Raw genomic sequence first — 18,289 nt, forward strand, 5'->3', positions numbered from 1 at the left:
GGCACCTCATCTACGGAAGGTTGATGTGAGCAATCCAATATTTACTTGTTGCGCCAAGCAATCCACCAACAATAACGCCAACTACAACACTAGTCGTGGAAACCAGCAGCAGCAAACACATTACACCCGCAGCCAACGCACCAACTGCAGCGCAAAGGATTCGCAATACATATGGGGAGATCCCCGCGCACGACTCCAAGATGTAGGCTATTCCTATAGCAGCGCCAAATACTCCACCGGCAGCCAATTTCCTCACAGTTGGATCGACCGCACTCAAGTAGACAGCAAATATGCTGAGTAGAGTGATCATGACTGCGAAAATCAAAGAATTTGAGAACAACCGTTGGATCCAGCTTCTGGATCTCTTCTCCACAGTGTCGTTATCATTCATTTCTTACACTCGCAGTCGTCGCCAATAGTCCAAGATTTCGCGGCTAGAGCCTTCTTTATCAACGCCCCGTTAACCCCCAAAGTTCCCTGCCATATGGCAAGCTCCTTGAATCCAAATCCTGCTAATGCAGACGGCAAGGCCATTCCTGCAGCACTTTTTCCTAGGGAAATAAAACCTGGCGAGAGTGCGCCAAATGTTGCCGCGGTCAAGACCGCTCCGATGTCGACACATCTCGCACTCCTTCCATCAATCAGCATTTCCTTGCCGATTTCCAGACCTGCTCCGATAAGCGCACCAGGAAGACCGATTCGCCCATCGGGATCAACAGAGCTGACCGGATTCCCGGCAACATACGTGTAGGTGTTGATACCGCCGCTAAGCCCTATCGGGTCACTTTCAATGTAGCGGCCAGCGTCAGGGCGATAGTCCCGGTTCCAGTTGTAGAAACTCCCCGTTTCCACATCTAGGAGTTGCCCTGGAAAGCGCTGGTTGAAAGCAAAGACGCCGAGCCCAGCGGGGCTCTGATCCGCCGCCGAGGCCCCAAAAGCTTCAGCCCCATCCCAGCGCCAGACGATCGTCTCGTCCGCACTGCGCGTAATCACCCGCGGTGCGCCAAGGTGATCTGAATAGACGTTGTAGGCAACGTTGCTCAGCGTCGAGCTGGCCGCGGTCCCGGTCTGTTTCAGTACAGCGACCGGCATCGAGCCCAGGTAGACCGTCTCATACAACGGCGCCTGATTCGCGTCGTACTCCCCCACCAAGCGCCCCGCTTCGTCGTAAACGTAGTAGCTCGCCCCCGAAGGCACCAGCGCTGTGGGGCCCGTCTTGGCCACCCGCTGCTCCAGCCCGTTGTAGAGGAAGCTCACCTTACCGCCCGCGACGGTGGCGCTGTTCATGCGCCCCCGGTCGCTGTAGCTGTAGCCGACGGTGCCATCCGCCAAGGTGTTGCCTGCGTTGTCGTAGTTGAACACTTGCGTGCCGCCAGGGGCCTGAGCCTGCGAGATCCGGTTGCTGGTCGGCGAGGTAGTCACGGTGTAGCCCGTGCCGCCCAAGGTCCTCTGCGTGCGGTTGCCAGTCAAGTCATAGCTGTAGCCATAGCTCGCTCCGCTCAGGGTATGAGCCGTGAGGCGCCCCAGATTGTCGTAGCTGAAACCTTGGTCAAACACAGCCTGGGGCCCAGCGGCATTGCTGTGCACATAGCCGAGGATCAGGCCGGCCGGATCGTATTGAAGCGTGCGGGTCATGCCGGCCGCAGTGCCACTGCCGTTGGGATTGCCCAAGGGGTAGCTCACCAGGCGACCAAAGCCGTCGTAAGTGCGTTGGTAGGCCGTCCCGTTTGCCCAGGTCCAGCCCGTCACTTCGTTGGCACCGTTGTAGGTCACGCTAGACAGGATGCTGACCGTAACGCCTGTGTTGGTGCCCACGCCGTTGGCATTTACAGGATTCGCGGTGAGTGCGTTGATCCGCCCGGCGGTGTCATAGGTATAGTTGACCTGGAGGCCGCTGGGATAAGTAATGGCCGTCAGCTTCTCTGCCGCTGGGCCGCTGGTTCCCCAGGAGTACCTCAGAACCTGCGGAAGCTTGCCTGCAATTACTTGTGTCTTGGTCAACACGTGACCCAGGTAATCATATGTATAGCTCGTCGAGCCGGATTCATCAGTAATACCAGTCAGTCGGCCTTTGCTGTAAGGCACAGGGCTGCCGCCACCGTCATACTCGAAAACCGTGGGCATGCCGCTGGCATAAGTTGCGCTCTTCAGCCGCCCTAGCATGTCGTAGGTGAAATTTGTGATCTTGCCGCGCGAATCGGTGCGAGCTAGTAAGTTTCCCGCCGAGTCATAGCTCATTCCCGAATTTCCCGTGTCAGGACTTGCCTGCTCGACATAGTTGCTCAGCCCATCGACGGAATAGGTTGTTTCCAATCCTCGAGGGTCATTGACAGCGACTAGGTTTCCCTGTTCGTCGTAGCGCATCCGGACGCTCGGCGAAATCGACCCCGCCGAAGGCGGCGGGCTATCTATCTGCACCAAGCGGTGCAGCGTGTCAAAATCTCGGCTTACGGCATTTCCCTTGGGATCCACATCGGCCCAGCGGTTGCCGCTCGGGTCATAGCCGTAAATCCAGGTCATAGCGCCAGTGCCGCCAGAACCACCGTCATTCACCTGAACGGCAACATGTTCAGATGAACAAGGTGCATTCGTGCCATCGCCGCTATAGATCGCCCGTAGCGAATGGAGCCCCGCCGTTCCGAGCGTAACTGCCAGTGATGCCTTATTTGCACTGATGGGAGCGTTTCCAAGTGCCGTTGAGCCATCAACAAAGCCGATGGTTCCGGACAGCGCGGTCCCTTCCAAACTCGCTGTCAGGGTAATCGCCGCGCCGCTAGCAATCGTGTCAGCAGAGCTGCTCAAGGTAAGGAGGCAACTCACCGTCACAACGACAGGACTTGAAACGCTGGCCCCGTAGACTCCATCGCCAGCATAGGTAGCGGTAACGCTATGCGTCCCGGAAGCTGAAAAGCCTGTCGTGTAGCTCGCTGCCCCACCGACAAGAGGCGCCGTTCCAATCGCCATAGCGCCGTCTTTGAACGTCACACTGCCCGACAATGAGGGTGGGCTGACCGTCGCAATGAAAGTCGTTGGCTGCCTCAGTGCAAGCGAAGCAGGCGAGGCAACTAACGTTGTCGACGAGGAGTTAGACAAGACCTCCTGCACCAACACCGGCGAGCTGCTTGGTGCATTGGTCTCGTCTCCAACGTAGTAGGCAGTAAGACTGTACGAACGTGCCGTACTAAATTGATGGACATGTTTGGCGACGCCAGCGGAACTCGTATCGACGGATAGATTCCCATACTCACTATCTCTGAATACGACATTACCGGTTGCCGTGGACGGCAACAAAGTGGCCGTCAAGGTAACATTCTGACCAGTAGCCGAAGGCGTCAAACTTGAGGAAAAGCTGACTGTTACCGGTGTTCGCTTGGCGCGAACAACTTGTTCGAATGCGGCCGATGAACTGCTCAAATTGGCGTCGTCGCCGGAAAACACGGCGGTCAAGCGGTGGGCCCCCGCGGTGTCAAAGGTCACCGACATAGCAGGCTGAGAGCCTGCTCGTGTAGGGACAGACGCAATTGCAACGCCACTATCGTAGAGGGTCAGCGTCCCCATCGGGCCACTACGAATGAAGGCGCCATCGACCTTTGGATAGATGGTGAACACTTCACCAACGTAGGCGTTAAAGACGGAATCCAAAGTTACAGACGAGGTTGCCTTACTCTTCACCGTCTGTGTGAGTGCCGCTGACGTGCTCGCGTTACTACTTACATTTCCATCATAGGTTGCTTTGATGCTGCGAGCGCCAGTAATAGTAAACGACGTTGTGAGTGTCGCAATTCCGGAGTTGATCGCGGACGTCCCCAATGTGGTGGCCCCATCTTTAAAAGTCACCGTGCCAACAGTGGCCGAGGGACTCACCGTGGCCTTGAGGGTCACCGGCTGATTGACATAGCTCGGATTCAATTCACTAGCAAGGGTGGTGGTGGTGGCCACCTTGGCGTTCACCACTTGACCAATCGATGTAGAGATACTCGGGCCATTGCCAACATCGCCAGCATACGAAGCAGTAACGCTATGGGTGCCAGCGCTACTGAAACTGGTGCTCAGCGTCGCCACACCGCCACTGAGTGTGCCCGTACCCAAATTTGTTGAGCCATCTTTGAATGTCACTGTTCCAGTAGCCGTAGACGGGCTCACCGTGGCAGTTAACGTGAGAGGTTGACTCACGTAGCTTGGGCTCAAACTAGTACCGATAGTCGTAGCGGTAGTAGCTTTAGCGTTGACGGCTTGGCTGAGCACAGCTGAGGTACTAGCCGCATTTGCAGCATCACCTGCATACACCGCCGTGACACTAGCATTTCCCGCTATGCCAAAGCTTGTTGTTAAGGTCGCCACACCGGAGCTGAGCGTAGCGGTGCCTAGCGTTGTCGCGCCATTCTTGAAGGTAACTGACCCGGTTGCGGTAACGGGTGCCAGTCTTGCCGTCAGAACCACACTCTGCCCCAGGAAACTCGGGTTGATGCTGGAGCTTAGCGTCGTGCTAGTGGCCGCTTTCACTACCTGATTGAGACCGGGCGACGTGCTTGCAGCATTGGCGCTGTCTCCGACATAGATTGCCGTCAGCACATGAGTGCCAGCAGCGGCAAAACTTGTAGTTAGGGTAGCGGTGCCTGCACTAAGACTACCAGTGCCTAGGACGGCCGCCCCATCTTTGAAGGTCACCATACCGGTGGCGGTGGACGGCGTAAGCTTCGCCGTGAGATTCAAGCTCTGCCCTGTGGCGCTGGGATTGAGGCCGCTGCTCAATACCGTAGTGCTTGTAGCTTTGGCCTTGATCACCTGGCTGATTGCTGCCGAGGTGCTCGAGGCATATGTGCCATTTCCAGCGTAGACCGCCGTCAAGCTACTTGTGCCAGAGGTGCTGAAGCTGGTCGACAGGACCGCTTTTCCAGCGTCGAGCGAAGCACTCCCTAATACGGTAGTTCCGCTCTTGAATGTCACCGTGCCTGTTGCCGACAACGGCGTCACGGTTGCCGTCAGCGTCGTTGCCTGAGATACATAGCTTGGGTTCAGACTGGACACAAGAGCGACGTTGGTAGCGGTTGCGGCTAGCCCAGCCTTGCAACTCAATATCAACAGCAGGAACAGAACTAGGGCCCGCGTAGATGCGATTCCTCGAAAAAGCAAAATATTTAGCCTTAGCCTAGGACCGATATCACACGGCCACTCTCCGGATGCAGTATCCGACCACATAGTTCCTCCCTAAATCTGTTTGTATCGCAGGCGCTTGCCGGCTTCAGTAGATCCAGCACACATCACTGCGGAGATCCGATTACTTGCTGCAAACGCCCCAAGGCATCAAATGATCTTCTAATATTGCGAGCCAGCAAGCCGCTGGCATCTTGAACCCGCTCGCTGATCCGGTTTCCTGCAGCATCAAGCTCATAAATTACTCGATTACCCACAGTGTCAGAAATTCCAGTGAGGCGGTGCGCTTCATCGTATTCGTAATTCAGTCCAGAGCCGTCCGGGAAAGTGGACTGGATAACGTTCCCAACACCATCGTAGGAATAGCTTGAAGTTAGCGGAGTGTGCCCCCCCACCGCCGATGTCACCGCCATCGAATTCAACCATCCACGAGGCGTGTAAGTCATCTCGCTAACAGCCCCATTGGGATCTATGGCCTTCAGAAGGCGTCCATTCCTGTCGTATCGCACATACTGAGTTACATGACCAGCTGGATTGGTGCGGCTCTTCAGATCCCCAATCATGTAGTCAGCACTTGAGCTGTCATAGTATTCAAAGGTTGTTGAAAACCCACGTGAATCCACGCTGGTAAGCATTTGTCCAAACTGGTTATAGGTGAAAGAAGAAATTCGCGGCGCCCCGACCGGAACTGCGGCTAGCCCCAATGCACCCCGATCGTCAGAGGTTGCTTGTTCAACCAACTTGCAAAGTACTGAAATAGGCTTTCCGTTGGGCAACTTTGCAGCAATTGGGGCACAGTTCGCAATCGCCCCGCCATTGAAGGGATCGGGCTGTCCGTTATAGACCCAGCTAGTACGTCGCTTGGGTTCTGCTCGACCGGTCTCTACACGCCAGTCAGGATGCCAAGCAGTACTAATCTTTCTACTACCAGCCGGCAGATTCGCTCCGGTTGCGACAACCCCCGAGCAGCTATATCCCGCAGCCAATCCTTCGACACGCACCGTCTCCAAATTCCGGCCATCGGTATATGCATAGCAGGTGCGATTCCCGGAGAAATCATCACGACTCGTCACATTTCCATTAAAGTCAAATGTGCTATTTTTCTGAGCCGCTGAACAACCCGAGCCGGCCGGTTGCGAAATCGCGGCCACATGAGGAACGTCATTGATACCGAAAAACTGCATCGTCCTCGATGCGCCCAGCGGATCGACAAGATCAACTTGGTTGGTTTGGCGATTCGCCACGACAAATCTATTCGATCCATTCGGACCTTCAGTAGATATTGCATGACCATCGGCATCATAGCTATACGAACCAACTCGAGTGGTAATTCCATTCCAAGTTTCCGACCGCCCAGTCAGTGATTGGAATCCATTAACTCCGGGCGCACGAGCCTCTTCCCCCCAGTGATAGCCCACAATCAATCCATTTGGATACTCAACCCCAACCAGCCGATTCTGAGGATCAAAGGAATACCTATACACCCCCCCTGCCGGATCCAGCATCGTAGACAGGTTGCCAACCTTGCCATATGTAAAATACATGGATCGACCAAATTCATCCGACTGAACAAGGAGATAACCGCCTCCCGGGGCAATATCTTTAGAAACCGATCCATCCGAGTAAAAATAGGATGTCTTTCTACCACCCATTGTCCAGCTTGAAAGCAATTGCCCGGAATTTGCATAGACATCAATATTGTCCGATTCCGTGGTAACCACCCATCGAGTCGAGCCATCTGAATCGATGACCTTTATCGCTGATTCTTTGGGGTTTGAGCTGGATTGAGCAACACTGTCCGTGACGCTGAACTCCACCAGCGCCCCCTCCCGCGTGGTGAGTAGCGCCTTTTTGGACCCATCAGGATACACAGGGAAGCAGCTTGATCGGACAGTTTTGGCTGGCTCAATTTCACCTTCTACAGTAGTGACCTCTGTCCACACTTGAGGCAAGCATGTGGCACTAATACTCTCAGCCTGGTAGTCCGAAAACCCAACATTTCGTGAGGCGACAGATGCGAATGAACCAGAATCACTTCTATAAGTACGCTCCATCTGTAGCGCCCCGCTTACAGATCGGTAGTCAACCTCTCTTTGCTCCTTCAGACCCGAAGCCGGGAATATTGGGTTGCCATACCCGCATTCATTCCGCTGCTTATCTCGCGTTTTGATAGTTACTTCACACCAGGCTTTTTGGAACTTTCCATCTGGAGTGATATTGGAGAATTTATAGGCAGCCCCATCCGGGCAATTAATATGCGCCGCAATAATTCCGGTAGTAATTGGATCAGACTTCAGAACATAGGTCCCATCTTTCATTTGAACATATCTAAATCTGTTCGCAGACCAAGAGTACAAGTTGTCAATCCCATTAATGTTCTTGCTCGCGTCATCCAAAAATGGGCTTCCAGAAGCCCGATCAGCATAGAATGGGATTCTCACCAAATACTGATCAAAATGAGCCGCCTGATATTCAACAAGGGCGGAAAATGCTTCCCCGAGTGAATCAAAGTAGCCAATGGTTGGCTCCAGATTTGTTCCCCAGCGCACCACTGGTGCCACCTTCAATTTGACGATTCCTGCTTGGCAAAGCGTCGAAGAGGTCAACAATATTGACAAAGCCAAGCAAGAACTTTCAACTTTCGAGAAGTAGAGCTTTTCCATCACTGAAGCAATCACAAGAAAATTAATCAACGTTGAAGCTCAACGCAAAGCCAGAAGCGACCAAATTCAAACTTGGCACGTCAAGTCAGCAGAAAAGGCGAAGGCTGTAAAAAGTGCTCCTATCGAAAGGGCGGTCTCAAATCCAAATTGCAACACCTTGCCGCTTCGGCAAGGTGTAAATATGACGAGAATATTCCGGCAGATGCAGGCCGTAGAGTGCGTGACGTTGGCCGCGCTGCGACAGCAAGGCAAGAGCCGCTGAGGTGCTGGGTAGCAGCGCGGGCAGGCTGAGCCGTGAACTGGCGCGCCACCAACATCCGGGTGTACTTTTGCGGTCCCCACAGACCCTGCCAGCGAGGCTCCTGCGAGAACACCCAACGGGCTGTTGCGTCAGGCGCTGCCCAAGGGCACCGACCTGTCGGTCCACGAGCAGCAGGCACTGGATTCCATCGCCCCCCCTGAACAACCGCCCCCGCCAAACCCTCAACTGGCGCAGCCCCATTCAGGCCTTCTGCGACCTCATGCAAGAGGTCGCCGAACAGACTCGAGCAACAATCCATTGACATTGCAATCTAGGTGGGGTGTTGCAATTCAGATTTGAGACCGCCGCGCCCTCAGGTCAAAAGAATATTTCACAACCCCTCCCATTGATATTATTTGACGAGATGCAATAGCCGACCTCAGCGACTGATTGCAAGCCAACCAAAAGCAGCATGACATGCAGAACGCGGAGCCGCCTCTCAGTGGCCCAATCGCGACAGCTCGCACGCTACTGATTTTTCCAAAGAATTGACACCCCTCTTTAGGGGGTAATTTCTCCAGAAAATCCGTGAATTAACAGCACCTTCACCGTGATTTCACGGTGGATCACTGATTCCTTCTTGATTCTCATCAACCCGCCACGCGGTACATGCCGTACAGCACGCTGTGGCGGGAATTTTTCTCCGCCCACTCCTACTCAACGCGGGGCGACAAATGGACGCGCACATCGAGCCAATGGGGATATTCCCCATGGGCGATAAAGCCGGCCGAGAATCTATATGTATGCGCGCCATTACGGGGATGTCATGAATGACATCGTCAAGAATTCATATTGCATGGAAGCGCGATGACTGATATAGATCGGCGCACGTACCAGATGGAGACGCGGTCCGGCCGGCGCTTCTTGGGAATTAGGGGACAGCTGCAACATCGCCCTGCGCTGCGATCCAGGCGCGGACGTCCTCCACTTTCCAGGCGGTCACCCGCTGAGACAGCTTCACGGGAGCCGGGAACGTGCGCGCCGCGACGCGGCGCCAAAGCGTCGAATGGGAGAACGGCAGGAACAGCAGCAGACGAGCCTCTCGCACGAAGCCGATGTCCGGCAGACTGGTCGGGATGGGACTGACAACGCAAGCAGGCGCATTGGCTGGCAGTAGCGTGGTGGTGGGCATAGCGAAACTCCATGGATCAGATGTCCATGACCCACTCGGTCGCCGTCGTGTTAGGTCAGGTTCGCACGACCGCTAGGGAAGCGCTGCAGGACGTGCCATCCGCTTCCCAAAAGATGACCCAAAGATGACGAGGTGCGGGCAGCGACTGCGTGCCTGCACTTGCGCGGATGTGGGGACGCCAATGGCTCCCCGATCCCGTGGGACGGTTGAATGTCGGGCGTCAACCAAAGAGGCGAGCTAGCGCCGTCACGGGGACAAGAGGAAGGCGGGTAACGTCCGCAACGATCAGCGGCCCGGGATCGGACCACCCGGCACAGGCGACATCACAGGAGATGACCTGGCCCGCATACGATAGGGGGTCAGCAGCACGGCGACAAGCCGTCAGCGGCGTATCGCATCTCCAGTGCACACGCAAGCCTCGCCAAGGCCGCCAGGCCAGACTGGAGCTCTTGCGCCGCGCGTCCGGCGGCATGATTCACATACCGGCCTCGTCCGCCAGCAAGGAGCCAACGGATTGCTCCGATGTCGCGACATCCGAAGGAGCGATCAAGCCTGGATCGGTAGCCTCATCAGACAGCCCCTCGCTTTGTGCTCCTGCAAGTCCGGCGCGCTCGAGAGCTTCGCCGTCCTCTTCCACGGCCGCTCCTGCATGGTCATCGCGCGCAAGCCGAGTGGCAACAACAGCTTCGCCATTCGAAGCTCGCTCACCTGAACCTGCAGCCAAAGCCTGCATCCTCCTGCGCAACCCTGTCGCCAGGCTTCGAGCCGAATTGGCCACGTCGCGAACCTGGCGCTTGAGTGTGGCCCGCTGCAGATCCAATGCCTGTGTACTGATGACCTCATGAATCTCCAAGGTCTGGAGCAAAGGCATGACCTGGTCAAACTTGCTGAGCAGCTCCAGGTAGCGGCGCCCCGTCGAAGAAATGATGCCCACCTCGATCTCTAGCGGCAGCGTGTCGTAGGTCGCCGCACTGGTGATGCCATGGGCCTGGAACAGTGCCTCCGCACCATCGATCGCCTTGTTGAGGGCATCGGCCGCCGCGTCAATCCGGGCCCGGATCGATTCCTCCACCTTGCCCACATCACTGGACTCCAGGCGCGTGCGGGCGAGGACAGAGATGAAGTGCGCATTGAGCTGCAAGGTGCTGAAGAATCGCACGAAGAGCCGCTTGCCCTCTGCGCTTGTCAGGCGCGTCACCACTTTGATGCTGGCAGCCTCCACGCGCCGAAAATCCACCTTGGACTCGCGAGCCAGGATGCGCGCATTCACCGCCCCCTCGTCGGTCTTCACGATCTGCGCGCTGGTCAGGTTGTTTGCCATGGGACTTCTCCACTGCTGAAGTGACGTCGATCGTCCTCGCGCCACCGTAGAAGCTCCATCCGAATTTCCCGCCCAAACGGATTGAATTTGTCATCACGCAGTGGAGCTCCTCTGGCAAGGATTGACGCCAGAGAGTCCGCGAGACTATCGTGCACCCATGCAGCAGCTGGCCCTGCATTCCACTCAGGCAAGCCCCCGAGCGCTCGGCGAACCACACGACAGGTCGCCACGACCTTCGCGGATCCCGCCGCGTGTCCTTCCCCCGCGCCGATCGGCGCTTTCGAGGCAAGAGCCTCCTGCCCCATCAGCAGCCTGGCTCTTGCGCCGAAAGCGGTTCTCTCCGCGGTAGCTGGCCCACCGACCTTGACGGCTCGTCCGTCACGCAGCCAGCCTTGCACAGCCGACCGACGCCCCTGGCGCCGATCTTCATCACCCCAGCAGGGCATTCGCCCACCGGGTGCGTCTTGCCTTGCCCATTTCATGGAGGCAACGATGCCGTCCCCATCACTTCAAGCTGTAGCCATCCATGCGAGTCCCATGCGCATGTTCCTGAGTTCCCATCCGACAGTCGCTCAAGCCGTCCAGGACCCTCATAGGGCATGGAGCCACATCGACGAGTGCGACACGAGCAACGATAGCGCCGCCATCGACTGGACCGAAGAGGACGTCGTGCGGCTGCACTGCCTGCTGCTCGAGGACCTCAGTGGTTTGGCCGACCCGGCGACGCCACTCGAAGAAAAGCTGGACGCCTTGCGCTGGGTGTTCACGGACCCCGACAAGGACGCCCTGCCCTTCTCCTTCGCCAACTGTGTCCGCGTGGCTGGATGCAGCCCTTTCTCAACCTTCCCCTACCTCGGGAACATGCAGCCAGAGGATGTTCGGTCGCTTCTGCAAGGCTACGTCAAGCGTTGGCTCAAAGAGTCACTGGATCGCTACCCCACGTGGGTCCGACAAGCGATCACGCACAACCTGCAGTGGTCCGCAGAGCAGCTCCAAAGGAATCCGCAATGGATCAATGAACAGCTGAAGCGTGCCTCAGAGCAAGGCGACCTGTTCGCCTGAACCTCCGCTCGATCGCATGAAAGGACATGCCATGACAACTTCCCAGAAATCGTGCTCGGACACGGTCACTGACGTCCTGACCTTCCTCGCAATCCTGCTTTGCTTTGGCTTTGCAGGATGGCTGGACGGTGCGGAGGTACACGGTGATGCAGAGCGCCCTCAAGTTCCAACTCCGGCATGGGCCTGGTGCGAGGCGGATCGGCCCCATGGTTCATCCTTGACCCTCGCTGTGCCGCCATCATCGAGCACGACCACCGGAGCATCGATCCGCCCTGGCGTCCGCCAGAACGCCGATCCCTGCGGCCTCAGCGCTGTCCACGCGCCCGCCGTGCGGCAATAGGAGCTCCTCATGCACATGCAAATGCAGATGTCCCAGGCTTCCGCCGCTTGGGCACGCGTTCGGTGCCTGGCCGAGATCGAGTTCCTGATCAAGGAGAGCGAGATGCTGACCGGCCATGCCGGCCGAACCTTCGTGATCTCCGGCGCGGACCACCTGGTCTATCGCATGTTCTGGCGCCCCTGCGGCGTAGAAGTTCAGCGCCTGGGCTCTGATGGAACGGCAGGGACGAAACGCCACCTTTGGCCTCGGGACTTTGAAGCGCACAGCCTGGTGGACGCAATGCTCGTGGGCCAGCTCTACACGCCCCCCGTCAGGGCTGCACGCTGAGGCCGCAGAGTCGCGCCGCCTTGCCGAACGCGGGAAGCACCCGAGAAGCCCTAGCGCTTCCCCTGATGAGTCACCGAGATCGACTTCTCCGCGCGTGAACCGATGCCCATTGCCAACGGCATGGCGTCGACCACGCGTCTATCCACCCTAGCGCTGTGCAGCAGACGCACAGCGCGTCGCCCCCGATCGCCCAGTCGAGTCTTTCTCCCGAGAGACCTTGCGCACGGGAGTCCCCAAACAGGAGGTCATCATGACCCATGAGGAATACCAAGCTCGCATCGAACACGTGAAGACGCTTGCCCAGGACCGCTGGCCGGAGTTTCTGTTGCAGCTGGGCTTGGACCCACGCATGATCAAGAAGCGCCTCAACATGCCCTGCCCCTTCTGCGGAGGCACGGATCGCTTCCAGTTCACCGACAAGTTTGGCCAAGGCAACTACCATTGCCGCAGCTGCGGACCTGGCGGTGGCTTTCAGCTGGCGCAGCAGGTCCTGGGGATGGACTTCCATCAGGTGCTGCGCCAAGCGGAGGACTACTTCAACGCCAGCCCGCGGCCCACACAGGCGCGGGACGCTGCCTCGGCCCAGTCCACCGACCGGGGGAAGATGCTGATCCAGCGAATCTGGAATGAAGCCCGACCCATCGCGAAGGGCGACCCAGTCGACCGCTACCTGGCCTCCAGAGGCCTGGCACTGAGCGCCTACCCTGCCGTGCTTCGCTGCCACCCCTGCCTCGGGTACTACCAGAAAGACGAGGCTGGCAAGTCACACAAGGTCGCGGAGTACCCAGCGATGCTGGCTCGCATCGACGATTCCAATGGCCATGTCGTCTCGCTGCACCGAACCTACCTGCCCGACGGGAGCAAGCTGGCCGCGAGTGATGCCAAGAAGGTGCTCTGCGCCGGGATCTCCGGTGCAGCCGTTCGACTCTTCGCGCCCACGCACCAGTTGGCCGTCACAGAAGGCATCGAGAAGGGATTTGCCGTGCACCTGGCGACCGGCCACGCGGTGTGGAGTGCGCTCAACGCTGGCAACCTGGAGAAGCTCTGGATCCCCAGCGGCGTGACCGAGGTTTCGATCTACGCCGACAACGACGCCGACAGCGATTTCGCGGGCCAGGCGTTTGCCTTCGCCTTGGCGCGCCGGCTCAGGCGGGAAGAGTGCCCGAAGGGGCGGCGGAAGGTACAGGTGTTCGTCACCCGACAGCCGGGCTCCGACTGGTCGGACGTCTGGTACCGCCGCTGGCAAGCGCAGATGGGGCCGTTGGGGCGCGCTGCCCTGGTGACCCAGATGGCACGGGCCGCGTGACCTGGCCCATGGCCTGCACGATGCCCAGGCGCGAGCGGGGCGCAGCGCAATTGCTGCCCCGTCTCGCCCATGAGCTCCAAAGGTCGCTGCGCCGGACCCCACCCGCGACGCAGCGCCCGAATCGAGCTCATCGGCGAGATTTCTTGGGGAGCCACGCTCCCTCGGTAGCTGCCACACCGACCCGCGCCATCAGCGTGGAGAAGGCAGCCTTTGAAGCCTGCGCGCGACCCCGGTCGCGCATTCAAGGACCGGCAGGCACCGGTCTGTCGTCAACCCACGCGGGGATGCACATCCCCAGCATGGGGTGTCCGTCTTCGCATTTCGCAATCAAAGGAGATGGTCATGAGAATCGGACGTAGCCTTGTAGATCTGGCAAATGAACTGGAGCGCCAGCTCGATACGAAGAAGGACCTGGTAGTGCCCTCGCCACTCGTGCGACACAGCACCACCGAGGCGGGTGGCACCACCCTGGTGATCGAAGAAGCAGCCGGGCCTGCGGTCTATGGCGTCACGACACTCGCGCGGCGCCAGTTGGCTGACAAACTGGGCATCCCCTATGCCTACTTCGAGCGCATGCGCGAGGGCCAGCCCGAGCTGCTGGACCGCAACGTGAACACGTGGCTGCAAAGCGAGCCCGACCGCCGGCTGTTGCGCACACTGGACGGCCAGGTGCGTGCCGTACTGTCCGATCGGTACCGCCGCCTGGACAACTATGACCTGGCCACGCATGTGCTGCCCATCTTGCGCGGTCTGCCTGGCCTGAGCTTCGAGTCGGTAGAGCTGACGGAGACCCGCATGTACCTCAAGTGCATCACTCCGCAGCTCAAGTTCGAGATGGCTCCCGGCGACGTTGTCCAAGCGGGTCTGGTCATCTCCAACTCGGAGGTAGGCCAAGGCACGCTGTCGGTGCAGCCTCTGCTGTTCCGGCTGGTGTGTCGCAACGGCCTGATCGTCGCGGACCGTGCCTTGCGCAAAACCCACGTGGGGCGCGCCCTCAGCCAGGAGGACGATGGTGTGACCGTCTACCAGGACGACACGCTGCAAGCAGACGACAAGGCCTTCTTCTTGAAGGTCCGGGACGTCGTGCAGGCAACCGTCTCCGAAGTCACATTCCGGCAGTCCGCCGCCAAGATGCAGCGAACCATGGGCATACGGCTGACGGGTGATCCAGTGCAAAGCGTCGAGGTGCTGGCCCAGCGCTACACCCTCAACGACGCGGAGCGCTCCGGCGTTCTGCGGCACCTGGTGGCTGGCGGCGACTTGTCTGGCTACGGGCTGGTCAACGCCGTCACCCACTTCAGCCAGGAGGTCGAGGACTACGACCGGGCCACCGAGTTCGAGGCCTTGGGGGGCAAGCTCATCGAGCTGTCGGAGCGGGACTGGAAGGGTCTGGCAGAAGCTGCCTGACCCGCACCTTTCACCAGTGCAGGTGCACGCAGTAGGCGCGCTGAAGAGGGTCGCCCCTTCAGTGCGCACTGCGCGCCGGTGCGCCTCGCTGCGTTTGTCCTGTTCGCCCGGATACGCAGGCCTTCCATGGCCTGCTTCCCGAGAACTCCGAACTACTGCACAGAAGTGACATTCCGCAGCATCTCACCTATGCTGACTCTTGATCGACCATGAAATTGCGCTTCACTAATGCGTTATTTTCATTCCATTTTGCGCACCATTCCCAAGAGTCGCCGCATGCCATCTTTTGCGGATGATCCTCTTCCTCACGCATTGACCTCCTCAGCGCGTGACGAATAGGCTCAGCTCCAAAGGCGCAATCGCCGGGTCTTCTCTTGATCGTGCGGACTGATCATCGATTGCGCCTCCGCTCATAGATTGCTCGGAGACTGCGATGGGTCCGGTTGAACTCTCACCCGTTCAGATTGCCAATCTGAACATGCTCGTCTTGATCGTCGAATGCACCAAGCACGACAGTGCTGGTGCCTGTAGCCGCTTCTGCCTTGATGCGGATCAGGCGGAGTTCCTGTGCTCACTGGCATTCCAACAGCTCCTGAGCTTCGTCACCCAACTCGGCGACGAATGCCTGTTTCCGCCGCGGGCCGACCTCGTGCAGGTGCTGTCTTGGCCGCCACAGCTCTCAGGGCCTATGCTGCTTGCACATCCTCCGGATCCTCGTGTTCCGGGACGCGCGCCAGACGAAAGCCCTGGTCACCCCTCCAGCGCAAGCACCGAGTAGTCGTTGGCCATGCCCATCGAACGCAACCTGGTGCATGCACAGCGACACATCCGCACCCTCGCCCTGGCAACCGCCTGCGCTGAAATGGGAGCCCGCCTGCGGACCATCCAACTCCTGACCGGCCTGGCGCCCAGTCACCTGCAGCGCCTGTTTCGCCAGCCGCTGGAGGGGCCCCGCCGGGGCCGCCACCCGGACTCCCGCGAGTGGTATCACACGGCCAACCTGCTTTGCCGCACCGAAGCTTCGATCGTCGTGGCCCTATACCGGCGCCTCGCGTCTCGCGGCATCGACCCACCCAACGCCCTGGTCGGCGCCTACCGCCACTACCTCAGCTCGTGCCGCTCGGTGCCCAGAATCACTTTCGACCGGGCGTTCGATCTGGTAGCGCATACCGCTGGGCGCTGGCTTGTGAGCAGCCGCAGCTTCTCTGTGTTCACCTGCCCACACTGCCACAGCGAGTACCTGACCGGGCTGAGCTTGGCACCCACATCCAATCACGAGTGCCCCTTTTGCAAGCTGCTCAAGCGCTACGCGTGCGACCCCCGGGTCAGAGCGGCCTACCCTCTGCGTGCCGCCCCGACCAATCCACAGACGCTCTGGATCCATGCCTGTGGGCCCGGCTACCGCTGCCGCAGCTAGCCACTGCCAAATTCACTGGCATACGGCACTGATTTCGCCTGGCCTGGATGGTCTGGCTCACGCACGATGGGCCATCCCCGTCCAATGCGCTGCACCGAGCAGCCTCCAGCGATGTCTGATGCGATGCCCGCCGAATCGAACAGCCCGCCCGTCGCCGACGCATCGGATCGCCCAGGCTTTCACTACCCCTCGGTAGACCCGGGCCTCCCTGCTCTGGAGGTCTCGGAGCTCCTGAATGCCCACCAGGATCTCATCGCTCGAATCAAGCTGTGCTTTGGCATGGACCGAGCGTCCTTTGAGCAGTCAGTACTTCCGGTCCTGCAGCGCTACGCCGCCTACGTCCATCTGCTCCCTTGCACCGCCGACAACTACTTCAACGAGCCGGGCGGCCTCTTGCAGCTCGGACTGGAAACCGCCTTCTATGCGCTTCAAGGGACGGATGCTCACATCTTCTCTGGCCGCGCCACCATCTCGGAGCGAACAGCTCTGGAACCACGGTGGCGCCAAGCCACCTTCGTGGCGGGGCTGTGCGCCGAGCTGCACCGCCCGCTGAGCCAACTGATCGTCACCGATCAGGCCGGCCATGAGTGGTCCCCCTACATCGAGCCTTTGACGGCCTGGCTTCATGACCGTCAGGTCGACCGCTACTTCCTGAAGTGGCGCCCCCACGCACTCGACATTCGCTCGCTCGGCCTCTTCGCCCTGCCCCATGTTCTGGCTCGGGAGGATCTGCGGGCACTCTCATCGGACGACGCCCCGATCGTTCCCCACCTGCTGGCCACAGTCGCGGGCGTCCAACTGCTTCGGGAGCACAACGCGCTGGAGGGCCTGGTGCATCGGGCCTTGGCCCTGGTCATTGACCGCTTCATGCAGGCCAGCGCCGAGCGCTATGGCAAGCCGCAACTGGGCTCCCACCTGGAGCGCTACCTCATAGACGCCCTGCGCCGCCTGCTTGCATCCAGCACCAACTGGGCCCCGAACACCGACAAGTCCCGCGTGTGGTTCGGCGCCGACGGCATGTTCCTGGCATGGCCGGGGGCTGCCGATGACGTGCGGCAACTTCTGGAGTCGGACCAGCTTCCTGGCATTCCCAAAGCCCCCAAGACCATCCTTGAGGTGCTTCTGAACGCGGGGGTCTTGCTCCGTCAGGAGGACGGCAGCCCGTCCTGGATCATCCATCCACCCGGTGGGAAGCCGCCTTTGGACGCCGTCAAGCTCAGCACGCCCGGCATCCTCTTTGCCGACCTTCACAAGCTGCCCACGGCGCTGCCCGTCCCGCTCTTGACGCCCGCGAATGCTCCGGGGCGCGGCGGGCCAACTGCAGGAACAGTTGAGGGGCCAAGTGCAGGCCTCGGGGCCTCGCCGGTTGCCGCCCACCCGTCGCGCCGCCAATGCCAAGACGGGGCATCCAAGGCCGTAGCACCCGGGCAACTGGAGCTGCCAGGCACTTCCCCGACCGAGCTGGGCTCCGAGAGAGCCGCCCCAGAGGCTGCGCCTGCACCATCGACCGCACTCGGGCGAGAAGCCGCCTCGACATCGTCGCCTCCACCACCGCAGCCCCGGCTGATTGCGCCCCTGCGACTCGCCCCGATGGTCAAGGACGCGCTGCAAGACATCGTCGCGACCCTGACCCTGGCCGAGACCGAGTGGGCCGCCTGCCCTGTGGAGAGCGGACTCTTCATCCCGCTCACTGCGCTCACCGCGCGCAAGCTTCAACCCCCTGCCGTCGTTCGGGCCTTGCAGGAGGCCCACATGTTGGAGGGCGGAGCGTCCACGGGCCCGGGGGTCGGCGGCCAGGAGCTTCAAGGCGTGGTCATCGCCGAGCGCTACATCCACGATCTGCCACGGCGGTCTTGAGC

General features: G+C 59.5%; 12 protein-coding genes and 1 pseudogene. 8 read left to right on the forward strand and 5 right to left on the reverse strand.

Annotated features, from left to right (window positions below; translation table 11 throughout):
• Nucleotides 1-10: 10 nt before the first annotated feature.
• The 3 genes from ABDJ40_RS22745 to ABDJ40_RS22755 all read right to left on the reverse strand — a co-directional run bounded on the left by ABDJ40_RS22745 (nt 11) and on the right by ABDJ40_RS22755 (nt 7,817).
• Nucleotides 11-391, reverse strand: a complete 381-nt coding sequence (locus tag ABDJ40_RS22745; RefSeq protein WP_347613148.1) for a hypothetical protein — start codon at nt 389-391, stop codon at nt 11-13.
• Nucleotides 388-5,028, reverse strand: a complete 4,641-nt coding sequence (locus ABDJ40_RS22750) for an Ig-like domain repeat protein (RefSeq protein ID WP_347613149.1) — start codon at nt 5,026-5,028, stop codon at nt 388-390. The genes ABDJ40_RS22745 and ABDJ40_RS22750 overlap by 4 nt, the downstream gene beginning before the upstream one ends.
• 233 nt (nt 5,029-5,261) lie before the next feature.
• The gene (locus ABDJ40_RS22755; protein ID WP_347613150.1) at nt 5,262-7,817 is read right to left on the reverse strand and encodes an RHS repeat domain-containing protein; all 2,556 of its coding nucleotides are present in this window, start codon (nt 7,815-7,817) and stop codon (nt 5,262-5,264) included.
• A gap of 306 nt (nt 7,818-8,123) precedes the next feature.
• Between ABDJ40_RS22755 and ABDJ40_RS22760 the strand changes: the two are divergent.
• Nucleotides 8,124-8,380, forward strand: a pseudogene (locus ABDJ40_RS22760) (transposase); the annotation flags it as partial.
• 609 nt (nt 8,381-8,989) lie between these two features.
• Here the strand turns inward: ABDJ40_RS22760 and ABDJ40_RS22765 are convergent.
• Both ABDJ40_RS22765 and ABDJ40_RS22770 read right to left on the reverse strand, forming a co-directional pair.
• Nucleotides 8,990-9,250: a helix-turn-helix transcriptional regulator gene (locus tag ABDJ40_RS22765; protein WP_347613153.1), complete on the reverse strand. Its 261-nt coding sequence runs from the start codon at nt 9,248-9,250 to the stop codon at nt 8,990-8,992.
• 475 nt (nt 9,251-9,725) lie between these two features.
• On the reverse strand, nt 9,726-10,571 hold the full coding sequence (locus ABDJ40_RS22770; RefSeq protein WP_347613154.1) for a DUF1845 domain-containing protein: 846 nt from the start codon (nt 10,569-10,571) through the stop codon (nt 9,726-9,728).
• A gap of 537 nt (nt 10,572-11,108) precedes the next feature.
• On the opposite strand from ABDJ40_RS22770, the gene ABDJ40_RS22775 reads away from it, so the two are divergent.
• The 7 genes from ABDJ40_RS22775 (at nt 11,109) to mobH (ending at nt 18,287) form a co-directional block, all read left to right on the forward strand.
• On the forward strand, nt 11,109-11,633 hold the full coding sequence (locus ABDJ40_RS22775) for a hypothetical protein (RefSeq protein ID WP_347613156.1): 525 nt from the start codon (nt 11,109-11,111) through the stop codon (nt 11,631-11,633).
• 349 nt (nt 11,634-11,982) lie between these two features.
• Complete coding sequence (locus ABDJ40_RS22780) at nt 11,983-12,300, forward strand: hypothetical protein (protein WP_347613157.1); 318 nt, start codon at nt 11,983-11,985, stop codon at nt 12,298-12,300.
• A 250-nt stretch (nt 12,301-12,550) separates the two neighbouring features.
• The gene (locus tag ABDJ40_RS22785; RefSeq protein ID WP_347613158.1) at nt 12,551-13,606 is read left to right on the forward strand and encodes a DUF7146 domain-containing protein; all 1,056 of its coding nucleotides are present in this window, start codon (nt 12,551-12,553) and stop codon (nt 13,604-13,606) included.
• 342 nt (nt 13,607-13,948) lie between these two features.
• Nucleotides 13,949-15,013 carry a DUF932 domain-containing protein gene (locus ABDJ40_RS22790; RefSeq protein ID WP_347613160.1) on the forward strand — a complete coding sequence of 355 codons (1,065 nt, stop codon included), beginning with the start codon at nt 13,949-13,951 and terminating at the stop codon, nt 15,011-15,013.
• A gap of 433 nt (nt 15,014-15,446) precedes the next feature.
• Nucleotides 15,447-15,791, forward strand: coding sequence for a hypothetical protein (locus ABDJ40_RS22795; protein ID WP_347613162.1), 345 nt, complete (start codon nt 15,447-15,449; stop codon nt 15,789-15,791).
• Nucleotides 15,792-15,800: 9 nt separating this feature from the next.
• Complete coding sequence (locus ABDJ40_RS22800; protein ID WP_347613164.1) at nt 15,801-16,430, forward strand: FlhC family transcriptional regulator; 630 nt, start codon at nt 15,801-15,803, stop codon at nt 16,428-16,430.
• 111 nt (nt 16,431-16,541) lie between these two features.
• Complete coding sequence (mobH, locus tag ABDJ40_RS22805) at nt 16,542-18,287, forward strand: MobH family relaxase (RefSeq protein WP_347613165.1); 1,746 nt, start codon at nt 16,542-16,544, stop codon at nt 18,285-18,287.
• Nucleotides 18,288-18,289: the final 2 nt, after the last annotated feature.

Origin of the sequence: Roseateles flavus (genome assembly GCF_039872765.1) — a bacterium.
In the GTDB taxonomy this organism is placed as follows: Bacteria; Pseudomonadota; Gammaproteobacteria; order Burkholderiales; family Burkholderiaceae_C; genus Roseateles_B; species Roseateles_B flavus.

Coding starts and splice junctions, on each gene's coding strand:
- mobH (WP_347613165.1), top strand. CDS start 16,542: ATGTCTGATGCGATGCCCGCCGAATCGAACAGCCCGCCCGTCGCCGAC.
- ABDJ40_RS22770 (WP_347613154.1), bottom strand. CDS start 10,571: ATGGCAAACAACCTGACCAGCGCGCAGATCGTGAAGACCGACGAGGGG.
- ABDJ40_RS22795 (WP_347613162.1), top strand. CDS start 15,447: ATGGGTCCGGTTGAACTCTCACCCGTTCAGATTGCCAATCTGAACATG.
- ABDJ40_RS22745 (WP_347613148.1), bottom strand. CDS start 391: ATGAATGATAACGACACTGTGGAGAAGAGATCCAGAAGCTGGATCCAA.
- ABDJ40_RS22790 (WP_347613160.1), top strand. CDS start 13,949: ATGAGAATCGGACGTAGCCTTGTAGATCTGGCAAATGAACTGGAGCGC.
- ABDJ40_RS22755 (WP_347613150.1), bottom strand. CDS start 7,817: ATGGAAAAGCTCTACTTCTCGAAAGTTGAAAGTTCTTGCTTGGCTTTG.
- ABDJ40_RS22785 (WP_347613158.1), top strand. CDS start 12,551: ATGACCCATGAGGAATACCAAGCTCGCATCGAACACGTGAAGACGCTT.
- ABDJ40_RS22780 (WP_347613157.1), top strand. CDS start 11,983: ATGCACATGCAAATGCAGATGTCCCAGGCTTCCGCCGCTTGGGCACGC.
- ABDJ40_RS22775 (WP_347613156.1), top strand. CDS start 11,109: ATGCGCATGTTCCTGAGTTCCCATCCGACAGTCGCTCAAGCCGTCCAG.
- ABDJ40_RS22765 (WP_347613153.1), bottom strand. CDS start 9,250: ATGCCCACCACCACGCTACTGCCAGCCAATGCGCCTGCTTGCGTTGTC.
- ABDJ40_RS22800 (WP_347613164.1), top strand. CDS start 15,801: ATGCCCATCGAACGCAACCTGGTGCATGCACAGCGACACATCCGCACC.